The following is a 16,839-nucleotide window of genomic DNA, read 5'->3' as shown; positions in this document are numbered from 1 at the left end:
GATGAAATATCGCAAATTAGGCAAAACCGGACTGGATGTATCAGTACTCAGCTTCGGCGCATCTTCCCTCGGTTCAGTATTCCGGGAGACGAATGAGGAAGAAGCGATTCGTACCGTTCACAGCGCTTTGGATGCGGGCATCAACTATATCGACGTTTCGCCGTATTACGGACTGACGAAGGCGGAGACGGTGCTCGGCAAGGCGATTAAGGAGCTGCCCCGAGACAAGTTTCTGCTCTCAACTAAAGCAGGCCGATACGGCGTGGACAGCTTCGATTTTTCCGAAAGCCGGATTATTAGCTCTCTTGAAGAAAGCTTGCAGCGGCTCAATACGGATTACGTTGATTTTATGTTCCTTCACGATATTGAGTTCGTTTCGCCTGAGCATGCGGCACAGGGCATTCCAGCGCTGCAAAAGCTTAAGGAGCAGGGTAAAATCCGCCATTATGGCATTTCCGGCTTGCCGCTGCAGCTATTCGAGAAATGGCTGCCGCATACGGAAGTCGATGTCATTTTATCCTATTGCCATTATTCATTAAATGATACGTCGCTGCTCGGCCTGCTGCCGCTCATTGAGCAGCACAATGTCGGCTTGGTCAGCGCGTCACCGTTGTCGATGGGTTTGCTTGGCACGAGAGGCACGCCTGATTGGCATCCAGCGAGCGCCGAGCTGAAGGCCGCCTGTCTGCGTGCTGCCGAGCATTGTGCAGCACAAGGAATCGATATTGCGAAGCTGGCGATGCAGTTTGCAGTAGCGAATGAGCAAATTCCGACGACGCTGGTCAGTACAGCGAATCCAGAAAATATCCGCCGCAACGCGGCATGGATAGAGGAGCCTATGGACGAGCGGCTGCTTAAGGAAGTGCTTGAATTGCTGGCGCCCGTTGCCAATGAAAGCTGGCTCAGCGGCTTGCCGGAATATAATGAGAAAATCGGCATCGGCGGGCAAAGGAGCACGACATCATGAAAGCCATTGTATGCGAGCAGCCAGACAGCCTCAAGCTGACGGAGCAGGAGCAGCCTGCTTTTGGCGGCGGCAGCGGTGAAGGTCCATTCGCAGCTGGCCCGGAGGATGCTATTATTCGCATTCGCCGCATCGGCATTTGCGGGACAGATATGCATGCCTACAAAGGCAATCAGCCTTTCTTTCAATACCCTCGAGTTCTCGGACATGAGCTGGCGGCTATTGTAGAAGAGGTTGGCGAAAATGTAGCCGGGCTTGTGCCAGGCGATCAAGTCAGTGTCATTCCATATATGCACTGCGGTACTTGCATCGCATGCAGACGCGGCAAAACAAATTGCTGCACCGCCATGCAGGTGCTGGGCGTTCATAGGGATGGCGGCATGCGCGAGCTTATTGCGGTTCCCGCTACCCATCTGATTAAGACGGATGGCTTGACGCTGGACGCGACGGCGATGCTGGAGCCGCTTAGCATCGGCGCCCATGCTGTACGCCGTGCGGAGCTGGAAGCGGGCGAGACCGTGCTCGTCATCGGAGCAGGGCCGATCGGGCTTGGCGTCATGGCGTTTGCCAAGCACTGGGGAGCGCGTGTTATTGCGATGGATATTAATGAGAAGCGGCTTGCTTTTTGCAAGGATTGGGCTGGTGTTGATGAAACGGTTCATGCCTTGCAGCAGCCGAAAGAGCGGATCGCTAAGCTGACAGCGGGAGAATTTCCAACCGTCGTATTTGACGCAACGGGCAATGCCCGTTCGATGACGGATGCCTTCGGCCTGACAGCGCATGGCGGCAAGCTGGTCTATGTTGGACTCGTGAAGGCGGATATTGCCTTTCATGATCCCGAGTTTCACAAACGCGAGCTGACGCTGATGGGAAGCCGCAATGCAACGCGTGAGGATTTCGATATCGTCATTAAAGCGGTATCCAGCGGCAGCGTTAACGTAGACCGATTAATTACGCATCGTTCGTCCTTTGAAGGCATGCTTGATGTATTCGACGAGTGGCTGAAGCCGGAGTCGAAGGTCATTAAAGCGGTAGTCGAACTATAACCTGATTGTTGCTATTGCTCATCATGTACGACTTATGCTAAAGTAAGTTTAGCTTTTCTGATCCTGTGTGAGCTAAGCTTACGTAGATGGCATCGGCTGTGCAGGAATGATAATGAAGGGAGAGCTGCGGCTCTTCTTTTTTTATATAGAGACAGGCTTTTATCTATGGGATAAAGGGTTGTCTGGCAATAGCAGAGGGGGAAATGAAGGATGAGTATTGTAAATGATTTATTGTCATATAATGAGAAATTTGTTGAGGAAAAACGTTATGAACAGTTTCTGACCGACAAGTTTCCAGCGAAGAAGCTGGCGATTTTGACGTGTATGGATACTCGTCTTGTTGAGCTGCTGCCGCAGGCGCTGAATTTGCGCAATGGCGACGCCAAAATCATTAAAAACGCCGGCGCGATTTTGACGCAGCCGTTCGGCAGTGCGATGCGCAGTATTTTGGTCGCTGTCTATGAACTGGGCGTAGAAGAAGTGCTCGTTATTGGGCATCACGGCTGTGGCATGAACAATTTGGATACGCAGGGCATGGTCAATAAATTCAAGGAAAACGGCATTTCCGAAGTCGTTATCGAGACGCTGGAGAGCTCCGGCATTAAGATGGACCGTTTCTTGAAGGGGTTCGATAAGGTAGAGGAAGGCGTCATGGACAGCATCGGCATTATTCGCAACCATCCGCTGATGCCTGCGCATATTCCTGTGCACGGCTTCGTTATTGATCCGGAGACAGGACGCCTTGATCTGGTGGATGAAGGATATAAGAAGGAATAGCGCTTAATAAGTACAAAGTAAAAATTTATGAATTTAATTATGGAGTTAAATTATTTAAATATAATTAAACAAAAGAAAAGCCCGTTTATATATCGGGCTTTTCTTTTGTTGTTTTTAAGAAGATATATTCAAAAAAGCTTTTCTAATATTAATCAGCAGTATATTCATTAACTTCAAAGGTTAAAATTTTATTAAAGATTATATAATCTTTGCGGCTATTAAAGGGGCCTTTGTTGTTTGATCCTTTATCAATTATAAAAGATGCTGGGCCAGTGCCATTTGATTTTGCTTCATACCAAGCAATAAAATTATTAACTTCAGTCATTGAAAGATCATATTCTTTCACAAGTCCTGTATCAAGGGTTATGTTTAGTATTGCTCTGTTGCTGCTAACGACTTGTTTTGGTGTTAAAGAGATTTTGTTAGATGGGTTGCTCTCACCAGATTCATTTACAGCAGTAACAACGTAGTAATAGGTTGTCCCATTAGTAACATTTAAATCTGAATAGGAAGTACTATTTACGGTGTCGATATTGATAAATGGTCCATTTGAAGATGTGGAACGCTTCACATTATAGGATGTTGCATTGCTACTTGCAGTCCATGTTAAAGTGTTCTGAGCATCTCCTGATACTCCTGATAGGTTTAGAGGAGCGGTAGGAGGCTCAGAAATCACTTCTTCCAAAGTAACGGAAGCTTCGTTGGAAGGTAAGCTTTCGCCATTTGCGTTAACCGCAATGACAACATAATAGTAAGTATGTCCGACAGTAGTCGTTGTATCAGTGAAAGAATTACCAGACACATTGGAAGCAATAGTGGTGTATGCGCCGCCAGCAATTGTGGCCCGTTTCACAATGTAACTAGTCGCATCGTTCACGGCAGTCCAATGTAAGTCTACATTCGTTTCGTCAACAGTACCCACCAAGTTGGAAGGGGAATCTGGAGTAGTAGGCTCAGGAATCACTTCTTCCAAAGTAACGGAAGCTTCGTTGGAAGGTGAACTTTCTCCATTTGTAGAGTTAACAGCAGTGATGACGTAATAGTAAGTATTGCCGCTGGTAGTTGTGTTATCGGTATAAGAATTGCCAGACACATTGGAAGCGATAGTGGTGTAATTGCCGCCAGCAGTTAAAGCGCGTTTCACATTGTAACCGGAAGCATTATCTACAGTTGTCCAGTCCAAATTTACATTAGCATCATCAACAGTAGCTGTCAGATTCGAAGGAGCAGCTAAATTAGGAGCGACCATATAACCAATACTATCGATATCTAAAGCGTCTAGCCTTAATCCTAGTGTTTTAGTTGAATGTATTTCTACTGAGTGTAGACCCTGTGTCAATCCTAATTTCTCATATTGTAGGGTTTGATAGATTGTGGTTGAGGCATATTGCGAAAAAAATTCAGTATTTCCATCTATAGTTATTGCTATTTCTTTGGAGTGATTTGGATTATAAGCACTGATGACCCTTAGTTGCGTGCCAACAAATTTGAAACTTACGCTTTGTGCGATTGTGGTACCATAAGCTAGAGTTCCCCCATAGTGATTGGCATTTGTTTCTTTTTTCCATGAAGCTGAATAGGTTAATGCTGAATTGTTATCATCATACCTCTGCCAGCCGTCCTCTGGAATTGTTAAACTTGAGCCAACTGAAGCTGCAAAAACTGAAGCTGCAGAAAATGGAACTGTAAGACATAGCATTAGCACCAAGGCCAATGCAGAAAAATACTTTTTCAAAGTAATCGCTCCTCTATATGTAATGTGAACATTATATAGTCAATAGGCATTCTCGTCTAAACATATGGTGTAATTTTTATTAAATACAAACTTTTAATCTTTATAATTGAATTAAATTTTAATAATGGTATATTTTAATTTTAAATAATTATAAAATGGATTTTTAAATTAATAAAAAATGTTGAATTTATAATGAAAATTTTAAATTTGTTTTTGTTTAATTCCATATTTTTTAATTATTATTAAAATCATGAATTTGAGTTAATTGAGCCTTTAGTTCATTTGATTGACAAATAAGTATATCAACGTTTTTTAATATTTTTAGTTTGTAAAAATTGCTCAATATTTTTGATTGTATAGAGGGCCGAAATGAAAAAAGTAAGGGGCTTCACCATCCGGTAGCCTCTTACTTTTCGATTAGTGAGTGGGTTTTTGTGAAGAGTTGAAGATTCACGGTAATAAATCTAAATTGAGTTCGTCTTCGCAGCCGTCGTAATCATCCACGGAATGCCGAATTTGTCTTCCAGCTGTCCGAACAGCGAACCCCAAAATTCCGGACTCAGCTCTTTTTTCACCGTTCCGCCCTCTGACAGCTTACTGAAAGCCTCATGAGCTTCCGCTTCGCCTTCGAATTCCAAGCTTAGATTAATGGCACTTCCATGGGTCAGCTTCTGGTACACAGCATCGCATAACATGAAATGAACACCAGCGGCCTTCATCTCAAGATGAAGGATTCTATCCTTTGCATCCTCTTGCGTATTCGGCAAATCCCCGAATTTCATAATGGAGATGATTTCCCCTCCAAGCGCCTGAATATAAAAATCAGCCTGTGCCTTAGCATCCTCAGAGAAAAAATAAGCAGTGAGCTTCGCCATTGTTCAGCTTCCTTCCCATTATGAAATGTATAGACTTGTACCTTATTTAGTAAAGCCTATTTTTCGGAAATATCTTTATTTTTGATTGTTATGAGAATATTTCATTCAAGGAACTCGGAAGCTCCGTCAAGGAATAAGCCGCCTGAGCTGAATTTCCGTAAGGAGGAGCTTATTAGGTTGGTCGGGGCAGACTAATTTACTGAGGATTGGCCCGAGGAGCAGATGGTGCAAATCAAGTTTTTTCGCGGACATGACCTGTGTCCATATGCTAGTATTGTAATAAATCCCTGTTAGTTAGGTGGCGGTAAAGCCTGATGGTGCAGCGGATGTACATTCACTGGATCTTGGGGCAGGAAAGGGTATGATGAAGTGGCAACAATTAAAGATATTGCGCAGCTGGCGAGCGTCTCAATCGCAACGGTATCGCGGGTGTTGAATTATGACCCTTCGCTGTCGGTTGGAGACGATACGCGCAAGCGGATTTTTGAAATTGCGCAGGAGCTGAATTATAAAACGCTGCGCGAGCGCAATGGCACAGCAGCGAAAGAAATGACACGAATCGGCATCGTGAACTGGTATTCCGATCAGGAAGAGATGCTTGATCCTTATTATATGGCGGTGCGGCTCGGCGTGGAGCGGGAATGCTTTCAGCGCCAAATGGAAGTCGTCAAGCTGTTCCGGCAGGAGCGCTCATATTATAGCGAATGGGTCGGCGAATTGGACGGCATGATTGCGATTGGACGTTTTGAGAAGGAAGATCTCGACATGTTCCCAGCTTCTATGGACAAAATCGTATTCGTTGACTCTTCGCCGGATGATCAGCGCTTTGACTCGGTCATTATTGATTTGCGCAAATCGGTGACCGAGTTGCTGGATTATCTTGTCCATTTGGGCCATCAGCGAATCGGATACATTGGCGGGCATAATATCGTTAATAATAAGCGGGTACGCGATGAACGCGAAGTGACGCTGCGGGACTATTTGAAAAACAAAGATATTTTTCATCCCCAATTTATTTTCACCGGTGAAAATTTGTTTGCCGAGGATGGTTATGTGCAGATGTCCCGCGCGATTGAGAGCGGGGAGCTGCCGTCAGCCTTTTTTATCGAAAATGATTCCATGGCCGTTGGCGCTTTGCGTGCCCTGCATGAGGCGGGAATTGAGGTGCCGGGCGCGGTGTCGCTCGTGGGCTTCAATGATATTCCGATCTCGGAATTTGTCCAGCCGCCGCTGACGACGGTCAAGGTGCATATGGAATATATGGGCGAGACAGCGGTGGAGCTGCTCGCGGAACGCTTGACCACGAAGCGATCAATTCCGAAAAAGGTCGTGATTCCGACGGCTTTGACGATTAGGAGCAGCTGCTCGGACGTATAATAACAGGGTGAAAAAGGCTCATCGCTGCATAAATGGTTTGGCTTCCCTTGCGGTTACCCCTCTTCAGCCTGTTTACGAGCAGGCCCCGTTATGATATAATGTGGGCATAAGTTAATATTCGGTCGGAGAAACGGAGACACCGCAGAAACCTTTTGCATTGCGCTAGATATTGCGCAGCTTAAGGTGTTTGCGGTTTTTTCGTTTTCTTTTTTTTTTCAGGATATTGCATAAGGACTAGCTGAAAAGGTGGAATAGACGATGAGCAAACAGACAGGATCGGCAAAACAAGGTGCTTTTAGCGCATTAAATAGGGAACAGCTTTATCGCAGTCTAGGCGAGGAAACCTTCGATTTGCTCGTTATCGGCGGCGGCATTACGGGAGCAGGCATTGCGCTTGATGCCCAGACGCGCGGTATCAAGACAGCGCTTGTAGATATGCAGGATTTTGCGGCGGGGACATCGAGCCGTTCGACGAAGCTTGTTCACGGCGGTCTGCGTTATTTGAAGCAGCTGGAAATCGGCGTTGTAGCGGAAGTTGGCAAAGAGCGTGCGATTGTATATGAGAACGGGCCGCATGTGACGACGCCCGAGTGGATGCTGCTGCCTTTTTACACAGGCGGCACCTTCGGCAAATTCTCGACCTCGCTCGGCCTGCGCGTGTATGATTTTCTGGCTGGCGTTAAACGCGGCGAGCGCCGGAAAATGTTCAGCGTAGACGAGACGATGAGCAGAGAGCCGCTGCTGAAGCGCGAAGGCATGAAGGGCGGCGGCTATTATGTGGAATACCGCACCGATGATGCGCGTCTGACGATTGAAGTGATGAAGAAGGCTGTAGATATGGGCGCTCTGGCGATCCCTTATGTGAAGGTGGAATCGTTCATTTATGGGGATGGCAGAGTTGTTGGCGCTAATGTGCGCGATCTGCTGTCTGGAGCCGAGAGCAAGGTGCGTGCCGTTAAGGTTGTCAATGCGACAGGCCCATGGGTCGATACGCTGCGTGAGCAGGATGGCTCGAAGCAGGGCAAAACGGTTCATTTGACTAAAGGCGTGCATTTGGTATTTGACCAATCGCGCTTCCCGCTGCACCAAGCGGTGTATTTCGATACGCCAGACGGACGTATGGTGTTCGCGATTCCGCGTGACGGCAAAACGTATATCGGCACGACCGATACGAACTATAAGGCAGATAAGGCGCATCCGCGCATGACGAAGCAGGATCTGGACTATATTTTGCAGGCGGCGAATTTCATGTTCCCTTCGATCAAGCTGAAAGCCTCCGACGTGGAATCGAGCTGGGCTGGCCTCCGTCCGCTCATTCACCAAGAAGGCAAAGACCCTTCGGAAATTTCGCGTAAGGATGAGGTATTCGTCGCAGGGTCTGGACTGATCTCGATTGCAGGCGGCAAGCTGACGGGCTATCGCAAAATGGCGGAAAGCGTCGTGAACACGGTAAGCACGCAGCTCACAGCGGAAGGCCGCAGCGGCATTCGCCCAAGCGGCACGAAAAATCTGCCCTTGTCGGGCGGCGAATTCGGCGGCTCCTCCCATTTCCCAGCCTTCGTTACCAAGAAAACGGAGGAGGGCGTTCGTGCGGGGCTGTCTCGTGCAGAGGCTGAGCGGCTTGCCCGCCATTTTGGCACCAATGTGGACCGGGTCATTGGCCTTATCCCGCAATACAAGGACCAGGCAACAGCTAGCGGCCAAGGGCTTCCGCTCAGCCTGCGCATTGAGCTGATGTACGCTCTGGAATATGAGCTGACGACGAAGCCGGCGGATTTCTGGATTCGCCGTACTGGCAATCTGCTGTTTGACCGCGCTCGCGTTCTGCAGTGGAAGGAAGCGGTGCATGCCGAGATGGCCGCGCTGTTCGGCTGGTCGGAAGAGACGAGCGCAGCTTATGCTGCCGAGCTGGAGCAGGAGCTGCATTATGCAGTGACGCCAGTGAAGCAAGAATAGGAACTATCAGAAGTAGCAGTAGCAGTAGCTGTAGTAGTAGCAAAATTGAAGTGAATGAACTTCACAATAACAGCAATATAGCGGTAATATAGCGGCAAAACGGACAACAGCCAGTATGTATGCACAAGCCGCTGCCGCCTACTAAATAAGCTTCCTTTATACACCATTCGTGTATGAAGGGAGCTTATTTTTTGATGCCTTTTTATTGAAATTAAGGTTGTTCTATTAATAAACGAACTTAAAAAGTCGATATATATTTTATTATTATAGTATAAGTATGTAAATTAGTCCTGTTATATATCATTTAGACTGTAACATTATTCCCTGTACTATAACTTTATGGTACAGCTGGAGCTTAGGCAGATTGAAGGAGATGACATAATGGCCTTATTTTCCGTTAGCTATGAAGAATTGCGAATACTTCCTTTTGACATGAGATTGCATCATGTGCTGCTCGTCAAGAAAGTTCATGATCACGCCAAATTGACGTTTACGGGCATCATTCCGGAGGAAAAGGAAGATTATTATGTTCGAATGGCGGATGATCAAACCCCTATCGAGCTTCTTTATACCGAAAAAAGCGGGAAGCAGCATCGGCTGTTTCATGGCATGATCATGAAGCTCCACGTTCGCGTAGAAAACCACGTTTATTGGCTGGAGGCGGAAGCCGTGTCGCATACACATGCGATGGATCTCAAGCCGCAAACCCGCTCCTTTCAAAATCAAGCGATGCTCCTCCCTGATCTCATGCAGCAAATCAGCAGCTATTATCCCAAAGGACAAACATTCAATACGTTCGATGAAAATAAAAAGCTCGGTGCCTATACGCTGCAATATCAGGAAACCGACTGGCAGTTTTTGAAGCGTCTCGCTTCCCGCTATCATTCGGTGCTTGTTCCAGTTACGACCGAGGATTGCATCCGCGTGTATATAGGCATTCCAGACAATCGGGACGCTGGCAAGATAGAGGCGACGCACTACCGGATGTACAAGGACTTGGTTGCTTATAAACAAGAAGCGTCAATGGAAAAGTCCGGCCTTAGCGAGCAGGACTATATTTGCTACGAAATCGTGCTGAACAATCGGGTGCTTGAGCTGGGCGATAAAGTGACGTTCAAAGGGCATAAGCTTCATGTATTTGAGGTGCGGACGGAAATGCAGCAGGGGCTGCTCAGCCATCGGTATACGCTTTGCTTGAAGAGCGCGGCTTATCGCCGCAAGCGGCATAATGCCAAGCTGATTGGCGCGTCGATTTCGGGGAAAGTGATGGAGGTTGTGCGCGACGAGGTGAAGGTGCAGCTTGATTACGATCAGAACTGGAGCCTTGCCATTGCCAGCCCATTCCCTTATTCCACCATGTATGCATCGGACGACCAGACGGGCTGGTACTGCATGCCGGAGAAAGGCGACAGCGTGCGGATTTATTTTCCGAATGCGAAGGAGGCCGAAGGGATTGCGCTTAGCTCGGTGCGGAAGAAGGTGCCGGAGGAAGCGATGAGTGCGGCGGTTTCGTCTGGGTCAGGAAGTGGCGGGGCGTCCGGATCGGCTGGATCAACAGGCGGGAAAAGCCAAAATGTAACGACGACGGTCGTACAGCAGGAGCAGCTGCAGCCGGTCATTAATTACGATAAGGATTTGAAGGACGATTTGATGGCGAATCCGAATACGAAGTTTTTGCTGACGCCAACAGGGCAAAAGATCACGTTCGAGGAAGATAAAATCACCATCACGGGCGCGACCGGAGGTGCCACGATTACGCTGACAAGCGCAGGCACGATCATTTTGAACTGTGAAAATAAAATTATGCTGCAAGCTAGCAAGCAGATAGAGATGGTTGGACAAACTATTATGCTGATGGGTAATCAGATTGAAATGTCTACGAAAGATGGAAATGGAGGAATGACGATGGACCAAGGTCAAGTTGTCATTAAAGGCGTTGAAATTCTTATGCAAAAATAACGTTGAGATAGTGGGGTGAAATTGGAGTGAACAGTATAAAAGTATGGGAACATTTTATCGAAAAGGATGTCATTCCACGTCGAAATGTATATGTTCAAGCGCTGCATGATTATTATTGCAGGCATAAAGATCATATTACGGAACAATTTGTGTATCTATTTGATCAATTTTGCCAAGGAATCAAACGACTACAAGAGCAAGGTTCTTTGAAAAAGTGTGCTTACATTCATATTTCTCTATTACGGACAAGTCTGAATGAAGGAAAACCTGTCTATATGCTGGAAGCGAGTGACACAGAATCAGATGGAGAATTTGGGATTACGCCGTTTCGTTTTGACGCTGGCTGGATTTTTAGCTACTTAAACGATTGGGACCAGGTATGTGAGGATAGGCGCAGGGTGTATATGGACCAAATTAAAAGACCGGCATTTGAAGCATGGAAACAGGAACAAATTTCTCCATTTCATGTCTACATGGTTCATGCAGCCCGATATGCAATGGATACCATAAGGAATCTAGCGTCCTTTCAAGATATAAACAAGGATGCCATTTTTGACATACGAGTTGGTGAATATAGAGACAAAAATGTAAGTGAATCCATTTTTCGTCAAAATGAACGTATAAAATCATCGGTTACCTGTAAAGGGTGGCTAGAAAATCGCTTAGAGCAGGAATATATTTATGAACATATCGCTCAGGTCGATCTTTCCCACGGTAATTACGAGGGTATTGACTTGAATTACGCTCGTTTTGAAAAGGTAACGCTGACGGGGAGCCAACTTCCAAACAGCATGATGTTAGGTAGTCGATTCGAGCAATGTGAATGCAATCAAGTGAATTTTCGTGGAAGTATCCTTTATGATACGGATTTCCGTGGATGTAATCTTGAGAATGCTAGACTCGATGGTGTTCTGGCTAATCGTGATGCCATGATGGAAAAGCATAGTATGGTTTTCGGTATTCATGGTGTCCAATTTCAACAAGCAAATTTGACAAATGCAAGTTTCAGATATGCAAAGATTGCAGGGGATTTCACACACGCACATCTCGAAGGGGTCGATTTTACAGGTGCAGAGCTAACTGGCAGTCTAATTTTGCGTGAGGATGCCTCTAAGCTTTTTTTGAGTGATGAACAGCATGCAAGTATTAGCTGGGTGTAAATATAACACGCTCTAAAAAATGCAGAGTAATTGTTTCTCTAAGGATGGTGGAGATTTGGAATATTTCATTTTGGAGCATGACCGTCGGCTTCCTCCCAGTGGAGGAGTGATTTCCTTCCCAGATCATATGCTTCGAGGCTTTGACTATGTGAAAGAGCAAGAAATCGTTTATCTAAAGCCTGGGCGAAAAATGACATATGGAAGTGTGATTGAACAGCCCATTTTGCTTGTTTCAAATGAGATTCGAAACATTATTAGTCAATTTGAGCCTGAGATTGCTTGCAAAAATGTAGTTGTCATGGATCTTGAGCACAATGGTCGAATTTATTATTCCATTATGGATTTCAAGGAGGTTCCTTGTCTTTCGCCTATGCACACGGTTGTTAAGGACGGACTTATAGAGTCACTAGTAGTAGACAAAAGAAGGATTAGAGGGCTTCGAGTTTTTCAAATCCCTTATTACAAAAGTGTCTTACTAGTGGTGCGTCTGGATGTAGCGGAAGGCCTTCTTCGAAAAAGTTTGTTAGGTTTGCGTGTAAGAAGAATTTTGCTAGAGGAAGGTGAAGGCTAAATGGACAAGATTCGAGCAACTATGTTGAAACAATCGACCATTGACTCCTTGGTGGAATCTCCTTGGAGAAGTGAGGACACATATGTGGCTGCGGGGGCTTATATGTATTGTACGATGGGGACACATGAAGAAATGTTAAACCAAATAAACTCCAACGGAGTCTTTATTAACGAAAATCCTATGATGACGATACAAGACTGTGTGGTATCTACATCGACGCCGGGTACATACGGAGGTGTTCCTTATGATGAGCCCGGGAAAAAGGTGGATGGTAATTTTTACTCCTTCGGCTACTGTCGAAGCCTCATTCATCCACTGAAAATTGCGGAAAAAAAAGGTGCTGTTAATTCCATTTATATTGTTGACCCAGATCCCGATAAAATAACCAATAATCAATATATATATCCTTGTGTTCCTAAACTGATGCCGAACTCGATTGTTACACCGGGTGGAATTTTTCAAGGGGCGACGGAATGGCAGAATGGGAGTTCAAATGTAACGGTTCAAGGTGTCCCGGCATTAACGAGCAAGTCTTGCTTAAACTGCACATGGGGAGGAAAAATTCAGTTTTTGACGAACGGAATGGACCCTGCACCGCCTCTGTTTTCTGAAAGATAATGGATATAAAAGGAAAAGGTGATGGCATGGAAACATGGCATGAAGGTGATGGATTTCAACTGAAGTGGCCCTATGCACTAAAGGCAGTTCGCAGCTTTCGTATTGTGCGAAAGTTTAATGAGCATGCTAAGTTCCTTTTTACAGCTGTGATGACAGAAGATCATGCTGAAACTTGTATGAGGAGAGGGAGCTTTGAGGACAGCATTATGATTCGCAAGCCAGGAGAACCTAAACCTGAAAGCTGGTTCGCAGGTGGAATCACAAACATTGACATTCGTATGGAAGATGGCATACCTTTTGTGGAGGTAGAGGCAATCTCACGTACGTATGCAATGGATATGGAGCCTAAAAATCGGTCCTATCAAAATAAGCATCTTACTTATTCCAAGGCTATTGAACAATTAGTAAAAGGTTACCCTAAAGGGGATAGTCAAAACGTTGCTACAAGCGATAAAGCCACAATTGGTGAGTTGATGATACAATTTGAGGAGACGGACTGGCAATTCATGAAGCGTCTTGCCTCACGTTTAGGAACGGTGATTTTGCCCGATGTAGTAATGGATGCAGCTCGCGTTTATTTCGGAGTTCCTGACCTATCTTGGGGTGCTGAAATTAAATCAAGCCGTTATTCCGTTACGAAGGATCGTGATACGTATTTAGCAATAAAGGCAAATGCAGAAGAAAGTGAAGCCGATAATATTTATGAAGCTGATTTTGTTAGCTACAAGGTCATAACGGAGCAATTTTGTCAGGTAGGTGACGATGTACGATTCAAAAACCAGATGTGGGTCGTATCAGAGTCCGTTATAAGTTATGAATCTGGGCTGCTGCAATATGAATATAGGCTTGTAAAACGACAAGCGTTGCGTCGTAAATCCCGAATAAATGAGGGGATACAAGGTGTTTCATTGGAAGGCAGAGTCGTGAAGCGGGCGAATAACATGGTCAAGGTACACTTGGACATTGACAATGAACATGATAATGAAGGAAATTGGTGGTTCCCTTATTCGGGGGAAGGAAACAATATGTTTCACGTGCTGCCCGATGAAGGAGCGAGGATCAAGGTCTATTTTCCAAGCGGTGTAGAGAAGAAGGCGATGGCAATCAACTCGGTTCGTGGCGGAAGCGAGGAGATGAAGAGTCGAACCGTATTCCAAAAGCCTACAACTAAAGTATTTGATATGCCTGGAGCAGCGAAGATGCAGTTGGGGGATGATGGGGTATTATTCGAGAAAGGCACTGTTAGCATTCACATGGATGACCAAAATATATCGCTAAGCGCTACAGAAGATATTTTATTGGTGGCGTCCAATAATATAGAGATGGGTAGTGAACAAGCCTTTGTTGAGTCCATTAAGATGACAGCGGATGAGGCCATCATCCTCCAGACTAAAACTGATCAGTATATGCTGATAAGTAAGGATCGTGTAGGTATAACCAGTAGTAAAATCGATTTCCAGAAAGTCGAAATGGACTTTATTGACTTATTGACGGATGAAGAGTTAAAAGAAATGTATATTGACGGTCAGATGGAGGGAGAGCTGCAACAGGCTTATTTTCATAAGTTGGAAAACAACGAAATTACGTATGACGATTATCAGGCATGGAGTATGTATAAGAGCAAGGCTCCGCCATTGTCTATGAATGAAAAGACAAGTATAAGAAATAATATAGCGGCACGATTAGCGAATGATCCACAAGCCAAGAATACGATAAGAACGGCGATGGAGAAAGACCAGGATCAATTAAAGAGCAACTATCAAACGAAACATAATCCTATTGCAGGAAATACGCAAACTAAGAGCAAAGAACAAAAGGCATATGAATTAAAACAAAGTAATGAAGCCTACGCGCGATATGACGCAGCAATGAATGAACAGTATAGAAGAAGCAAAGGGCCGTTTCTCCCAGCTAAGGAGCCTTCTATATCACAAAGAGATATATTTAAAAAGAATGGGTTTCAACAAGGCTCGCCAAATGTTTTTGAGCAACGCGAGAAGTTTTTACAAGATTTTGGACTGTCTCTGAATAATTTGGCAGCACCTGTGTGGAAGGGAGAAAAACCCGATTACCTAACGAAAACAAGACAGGAACCTTTATTTTTATCCCGATACACGTTCCAACAGTTGGTTATTGTACCGCAAACATTATTAGCAGAGTTAAACCTTGCGTTAGGCGTCGTGGCAGTGGTAGGCGCTGTCTTTACCGGAGGAGCCTCACTGTACTTATTCGCCATAGCTGAAGGCGTATTAGGTGTAGCAGGCATCGTCATAAGTATAGAGAAGCTGCATGACTTGCAGGCAGGAAATGCAGATACGAATCCGATGTTCTTGGGAATGGATCAGGAAACGGTGGATGCATTTGGACTTGTCTTTGCATTTGTAGGATTAGCAGGGCTGTTGAAGCATGGGATATATAAGCTTTCAGATAAGGTGGCTAATTCTCGAAACATAGTGGCACTGAATGATTTGGTAGATGAATTGAAAGTTATGGAAGCTTCAATTGAACAAGTTGATACAGTGAAGTATTATAGAGTTCAGGGTGGTGGAAGTGGAAGTAAAACTAGCCAAACCAGAATTATCGTAAATGAAGATGGTAGCATCTCGATCCCTAAGAAAGATAAGGATTTAAATGTCAGTGCTTATGATTCAGAACATGCAATTTATTATAGAGATAATAAGAGACCAGGTGGGGAGATAATAGAATTTGATGTTCCTAAATGGTTAGATGATTTTATTCAAGAAAATTTAGTTAAACAAGACGATTATAAAATAAATCCAAAAAATCAAGGTGGTACAGCACCAAAGATTGTGGATCCTTCGACTCCGGGAACAAGTTATGAGTTGCCTGCTCCTTGGATAGAGTGGATTGAGGAATATGCAACAAATGGAAAAATAATAAATTGAGTAATAAATTTGAATTGAACTGAAAAGGAGAGTAAATATGGAGTGTATGCCGGAGTATGCTGCTAATATTATTGTTGGAATTAATAATAAGAATGATTTTTCTTGGTATGTAACAGATAAGAGTTTTTGGATAATGGATTTAATTAAAAGACAACAAGAATTTTTGAGTAATGGATATGAATATGATATGGAACATCTTTTAGAATCTCGATTCTTCATTAAAAATGTGAATGAGGATACTATAGATATATATTTAGAAAATTTAAGTAAGTATAAGACTAGCTCATTGGAATTGAAAAAAATCATAAAAGAAGAGAAATATGATGATACGATCCTATCTTTAAATCCATCTTTATTTATTGATGTTGACAAGAAAATGTTACTTTCTAGTTTTCCAGAGATGTTTCCATTTGAAAGGTATGCACCTGATAACTGGATTGGTGAGTACAAAGATTTTGACGATTATATACCTGATTCAGAGAAATATTGGCTGGATGAAGGCGTAGATCTAATTAGTATTATTTATCAAAAAGAAAATGAATGATTAATGGAGGCTAAAAAAATGAGTGATAAGTTAACAATACTAAATGAAAAATTCAAGAGAGAAGGTAGTGAAGTAGAGGTTGATGGCTTAACTATTTTTATTGATGGTACCTTGAAAAAGGTGTTTGATAAAATCAAAGCGGAGAAAGGTTATAATGATTATTCTGAAATATTACGTGATGCCTTGATACAAGGCATTAATAAAATCATAAAGGAATAATAAGCATCTCACAAAAATTTTATTGAAAAAAGATATTGCAATATAACAAGGAGCTTATTCCACTTAAAAAGGTGGGGTAAGCTTTTTTTTGCGTATGCTTATTCGTATCAATTACTAATTGTTTTTCTTGAT

14 protein-coding genes are annotated in these 16,839 nt (G+C 44.3%); 12 read left to right on the top strand and 2 right to left on the bottom strand.

Going from position 1 to position 16,839, the window contains the following annotated elements; genetic code table 11:
- Window position 1 precedes the first annotated feature (1 nt).
- The 3 genes from AC50X8_RS22970 to AC50X8_RS22960 all read left to right on the top strand — a co-directional run bounded on the left by AC50X8_RS22970 (window position 2) and on the right by AC50X8_RS22960 (window position 2,787).
- Complete coding sequence (locus AC50X8_RS22970) at window positions 2–967, top strand: aldo/keto reductase (RefSeq protein ID WP_494881730.1); 966 nt, start codon at window positions 2–4, stop codon at window positions 965–967.
- The gene (locus AC50X8_RS22965; protein WP_494881728.1) at window positions 964–2,010 is read left to right on the top strand and encodes a zinc-binding alcohol dehydrogenase family protein; all 1,047 of its coding nucleotides are present in this window, start codon (window positions 964–966) and stop codon (window positions 2,008–2,010) included. The genes AC50X8_RS22970 and AC50X8_RS22965 overlap by 4 nt, the downstream gene beginning before the upstream one ends.
- A gap of 210 nt (window positions 2,011–2,220) precedes the next feature.
- The gene (locus AC50X8_RS22960; protein ID WP_056033885.1) at window positions 2,221–2,787 is read left to right on the top strand and encodes a beta-class carbonic anhydrase; all 567 of its coding nucleotides are present in this window, start codon (window positions 2,221–2,223) and stop codon (window positions 2,785–2,787) included.
- A gap of 148 nt (window positions 2,788–2,935) precedes the next feature.
- Here the strand turns inward: AC50X8_RS22960 and AC50X8_RS22955 are convergent, their stop codons facing one another.
- Both AC50X8_RS22955 and AC50X8_RS22950 read right to left on the bottom strand, forming a co-directional pair.
- Window positions 2,936–4,522, bottom strand: a complete 1,587-nt coding sequence (locus AC50X8_RS22955) for a fibronectin type III domain-containing protein (protein WP_494881726.1) — start codon at window positions 4,520–4,522, stop codon at window positions 2,936–2,938.
- 464 nt (window positions 4,523–4,986) lie between these two features.
- A complete protein-coding gene (locus AC50X8_RS22950) occupies window positions 4,987–5,397 on the bottom strand; it encodes a VOC family protein (RefSeq protein ID WP_494881724.1) in 411 nt (136 codons plus the stop codon).
- Window positions 5,398–5,766: 369 nt separating this feature from the next.
- On the opposite strand from AC50X8_RS22950, the gene AC50X8_RS22945 reads away from it, so the two are divergent.
- The 9 genes from AC50X8_RS22945 to AC50X8_RS22905 all read left to right on the top strand — a co-directional run bounded on the left by AC50X8_RS22945 (window position 5,767) and on the right by AC50X8_RS22905 (window position 16,707).
- Entirely contained in the window at window positions 5,767–6,774 is a 1,008-nt protein-coding gene (locus tag AC50X8_RS22945; RefSeq protein WP_494881722.1) for a LacI family DNA-binding transcriptional regulator, read from the top strand.
- Between the two features lie 258 nt (window positions 6,775–7,032).
- The gene (locus AC50X8_RS22940) at window positions 7,033–8,730 is read left to right on the top strand and encodes a glycerol-3-phosphate dehydrogenase/oxidase (protein WP_494881720.1); all 1,698 of its coding nucleotides are present in this window, start codon (window positions 7,033–7,035) and stop codon (window positions 8,728–8,730) included.
- 432 nt (window positions 8,731–9,162) lie between these two features.
- Window positions 9,163–10,689, top strand: coding sequence for a contractile injection system protein, VgrG/Pvc8 family (locus AC50X8_RS22935; RefSeq protein ID WP_494881718.1), 1,527 nt, complete (start codon window positions 9,163–9,165; stop codon window positions 10,687–10,689).
- A 26-nt stretch (window positions 10,690–10,715) separates the two neighbouring features.
- The gene (locus tag AC50X8_RS22930; RefSeq protein WP_494881716.1) at window positions 10,716–11,849 is read left to right on the top strand and encodes a pentapeptide repeat-containing protein; all 1,134 of its coding nucleotides are present in this window, start codon (window positions 10,716–10,718) and stop codon (window positions 11,847–11,849) included.
- A 55-nt stretch (window positions 11,850–11,904) separates the two neighbouring features.
- Window positions 11,905–12,420: a hypothetical protein gene (locus AC50X8_RS22925; RefSeq protein ID WP_494881714.1), complete on the top strand. Its 516-nt coding sequence runs from the start codon at window positions 11,905–11,907 to the stop codon at window positions 12,418–12,420.
- Window positions 12,421–13,038, top strand: a complete 618-nt coding sequence (locus tag AC50X8_RS22920) for a DUF4280 domain-containing protein (protein ID WP_494881712.1) — start codon at window positions 12,421–12,423, stop codon at window positions 13,036–13,038.
- Entirely contained in the window at window positions 13,038–15,944 is a 2,907-nt protein-coding gene (locus tag AC50X8_RS22915; RefSeq protein ID WP_494881710.1) for a hypothetical protein, read from the top strand. Before AC50X8_RS22920 ends, AC50X8_RS22915 begins: the two co-directional genes overlap by 1 nt.
- 37 nt (window positions 15,945–15,981) lie before the next feature.
- The gene (locus tag AC50X8_RS22910; protein WP_056037812.1) at window positions 15,982–16,488 is read left to right on the top strand and encodes a hypothetical protein; all 507 of its coding nucleotides are present in this window, start codon (window positions 15,982–15,984) and stop codon (window positions 16,486–16,488) included.
- An 18-nt stretch (window positions 16,489–16,506) separates the two neighbouring features.
- Window positions 16,507–16,707 carry a hypothetical protein gene (locus AC50X8_RS22905; RefSeq protein ID WP_056037809.1) on the top strand — a complete coding sequence of 67 codons (201 nt, stop codon included), beginning with the start codon at window positions 16,507–16,509 and terminating at the stop codon, window positions 16,705–16,707.
- Window positions 16,708–16,839 lie beyond the last annotated feature (132 nt).

The organism is Paenibacillus sp. JT22N15 (assembly GCF_059383755.1).
The sequence above is the reverse complement of the archived record's forward strand: the minus strand, read 5'-3'. Positions and strand labels throughout refer to the sequence as shown.

Bases quoted from the DNA above. Each gene is read 5' to 3' on its own strand.
- AC50X8_RS22970 (WP_494881730.1), top strand. From the start codon at position 2: ATGAAATATCGCAAATTAGGCAAAACCGGACTGGATGTATCAGTACTC.
- AC50X8_RS22965 (WP_494881728.1), top strand. From the start codon at position 964: ATGAAAGCCATTGTATGCGAGCAGCCAGACAGCCTCAAGCTGACGGAG.
- AC50X8_RS22960 (WP_056033885.1), top strand. From the start codon at position 2,221: ATGAGTATTGTAAATGATTTATTGTCATATAATGAGAAATTTGTTGAG.
- AC50X8_RS22950 (WP_494881724.1), bottom strand. From the start codon at position 5,397: ATGGCGAAGCTCACTGCTTATTTTTTCTCTGAGGATGCTAAGGCACAG.
- AC50X8_RS22940 (WP_494881720.1), top strand. From the start codon at position 7,033: ATGAGCAAACAGACAGGATCGGCAAAACAAGGTGCTTTTAGCGCATTA.
- AC50X8_RS22935 (WP_494881718.1), top strand. From the start codon at position 9,163: ATGAGATTGCATCATGTGCTGCTCGTCAAGAAAGTTCATGATCACGCC.
- AC50X8_RS22920 (WP_494881712.1), top strand. From the start codon at position 12,421: ATGGACAAGATTCGAGCAACTATGTTGAAACAATCGACCATTGACTCC.
- AC50X8_RS22915 (WP_494881710.1), top strand. From the start codon at position 13,038: ATGGATATAAAAGGAAAAGGTGATGGCATGGAAACATGGCATGAAGGT.
- AC50X8_RS22910 (WP_056037812.1), top strand. From the start codon at position 15,982: ATGGAGTGTATGCCGGAGTATGCTGCTAATATTATTGTTGGAATTAAT.
- AC50X8_RS22905 (WP_056037809.1), top strand. From the start codon at position 16,507: ATGAGTGATAAGTTAACAATACTAAATGAAAAATTCAAGAGAGAAGGT.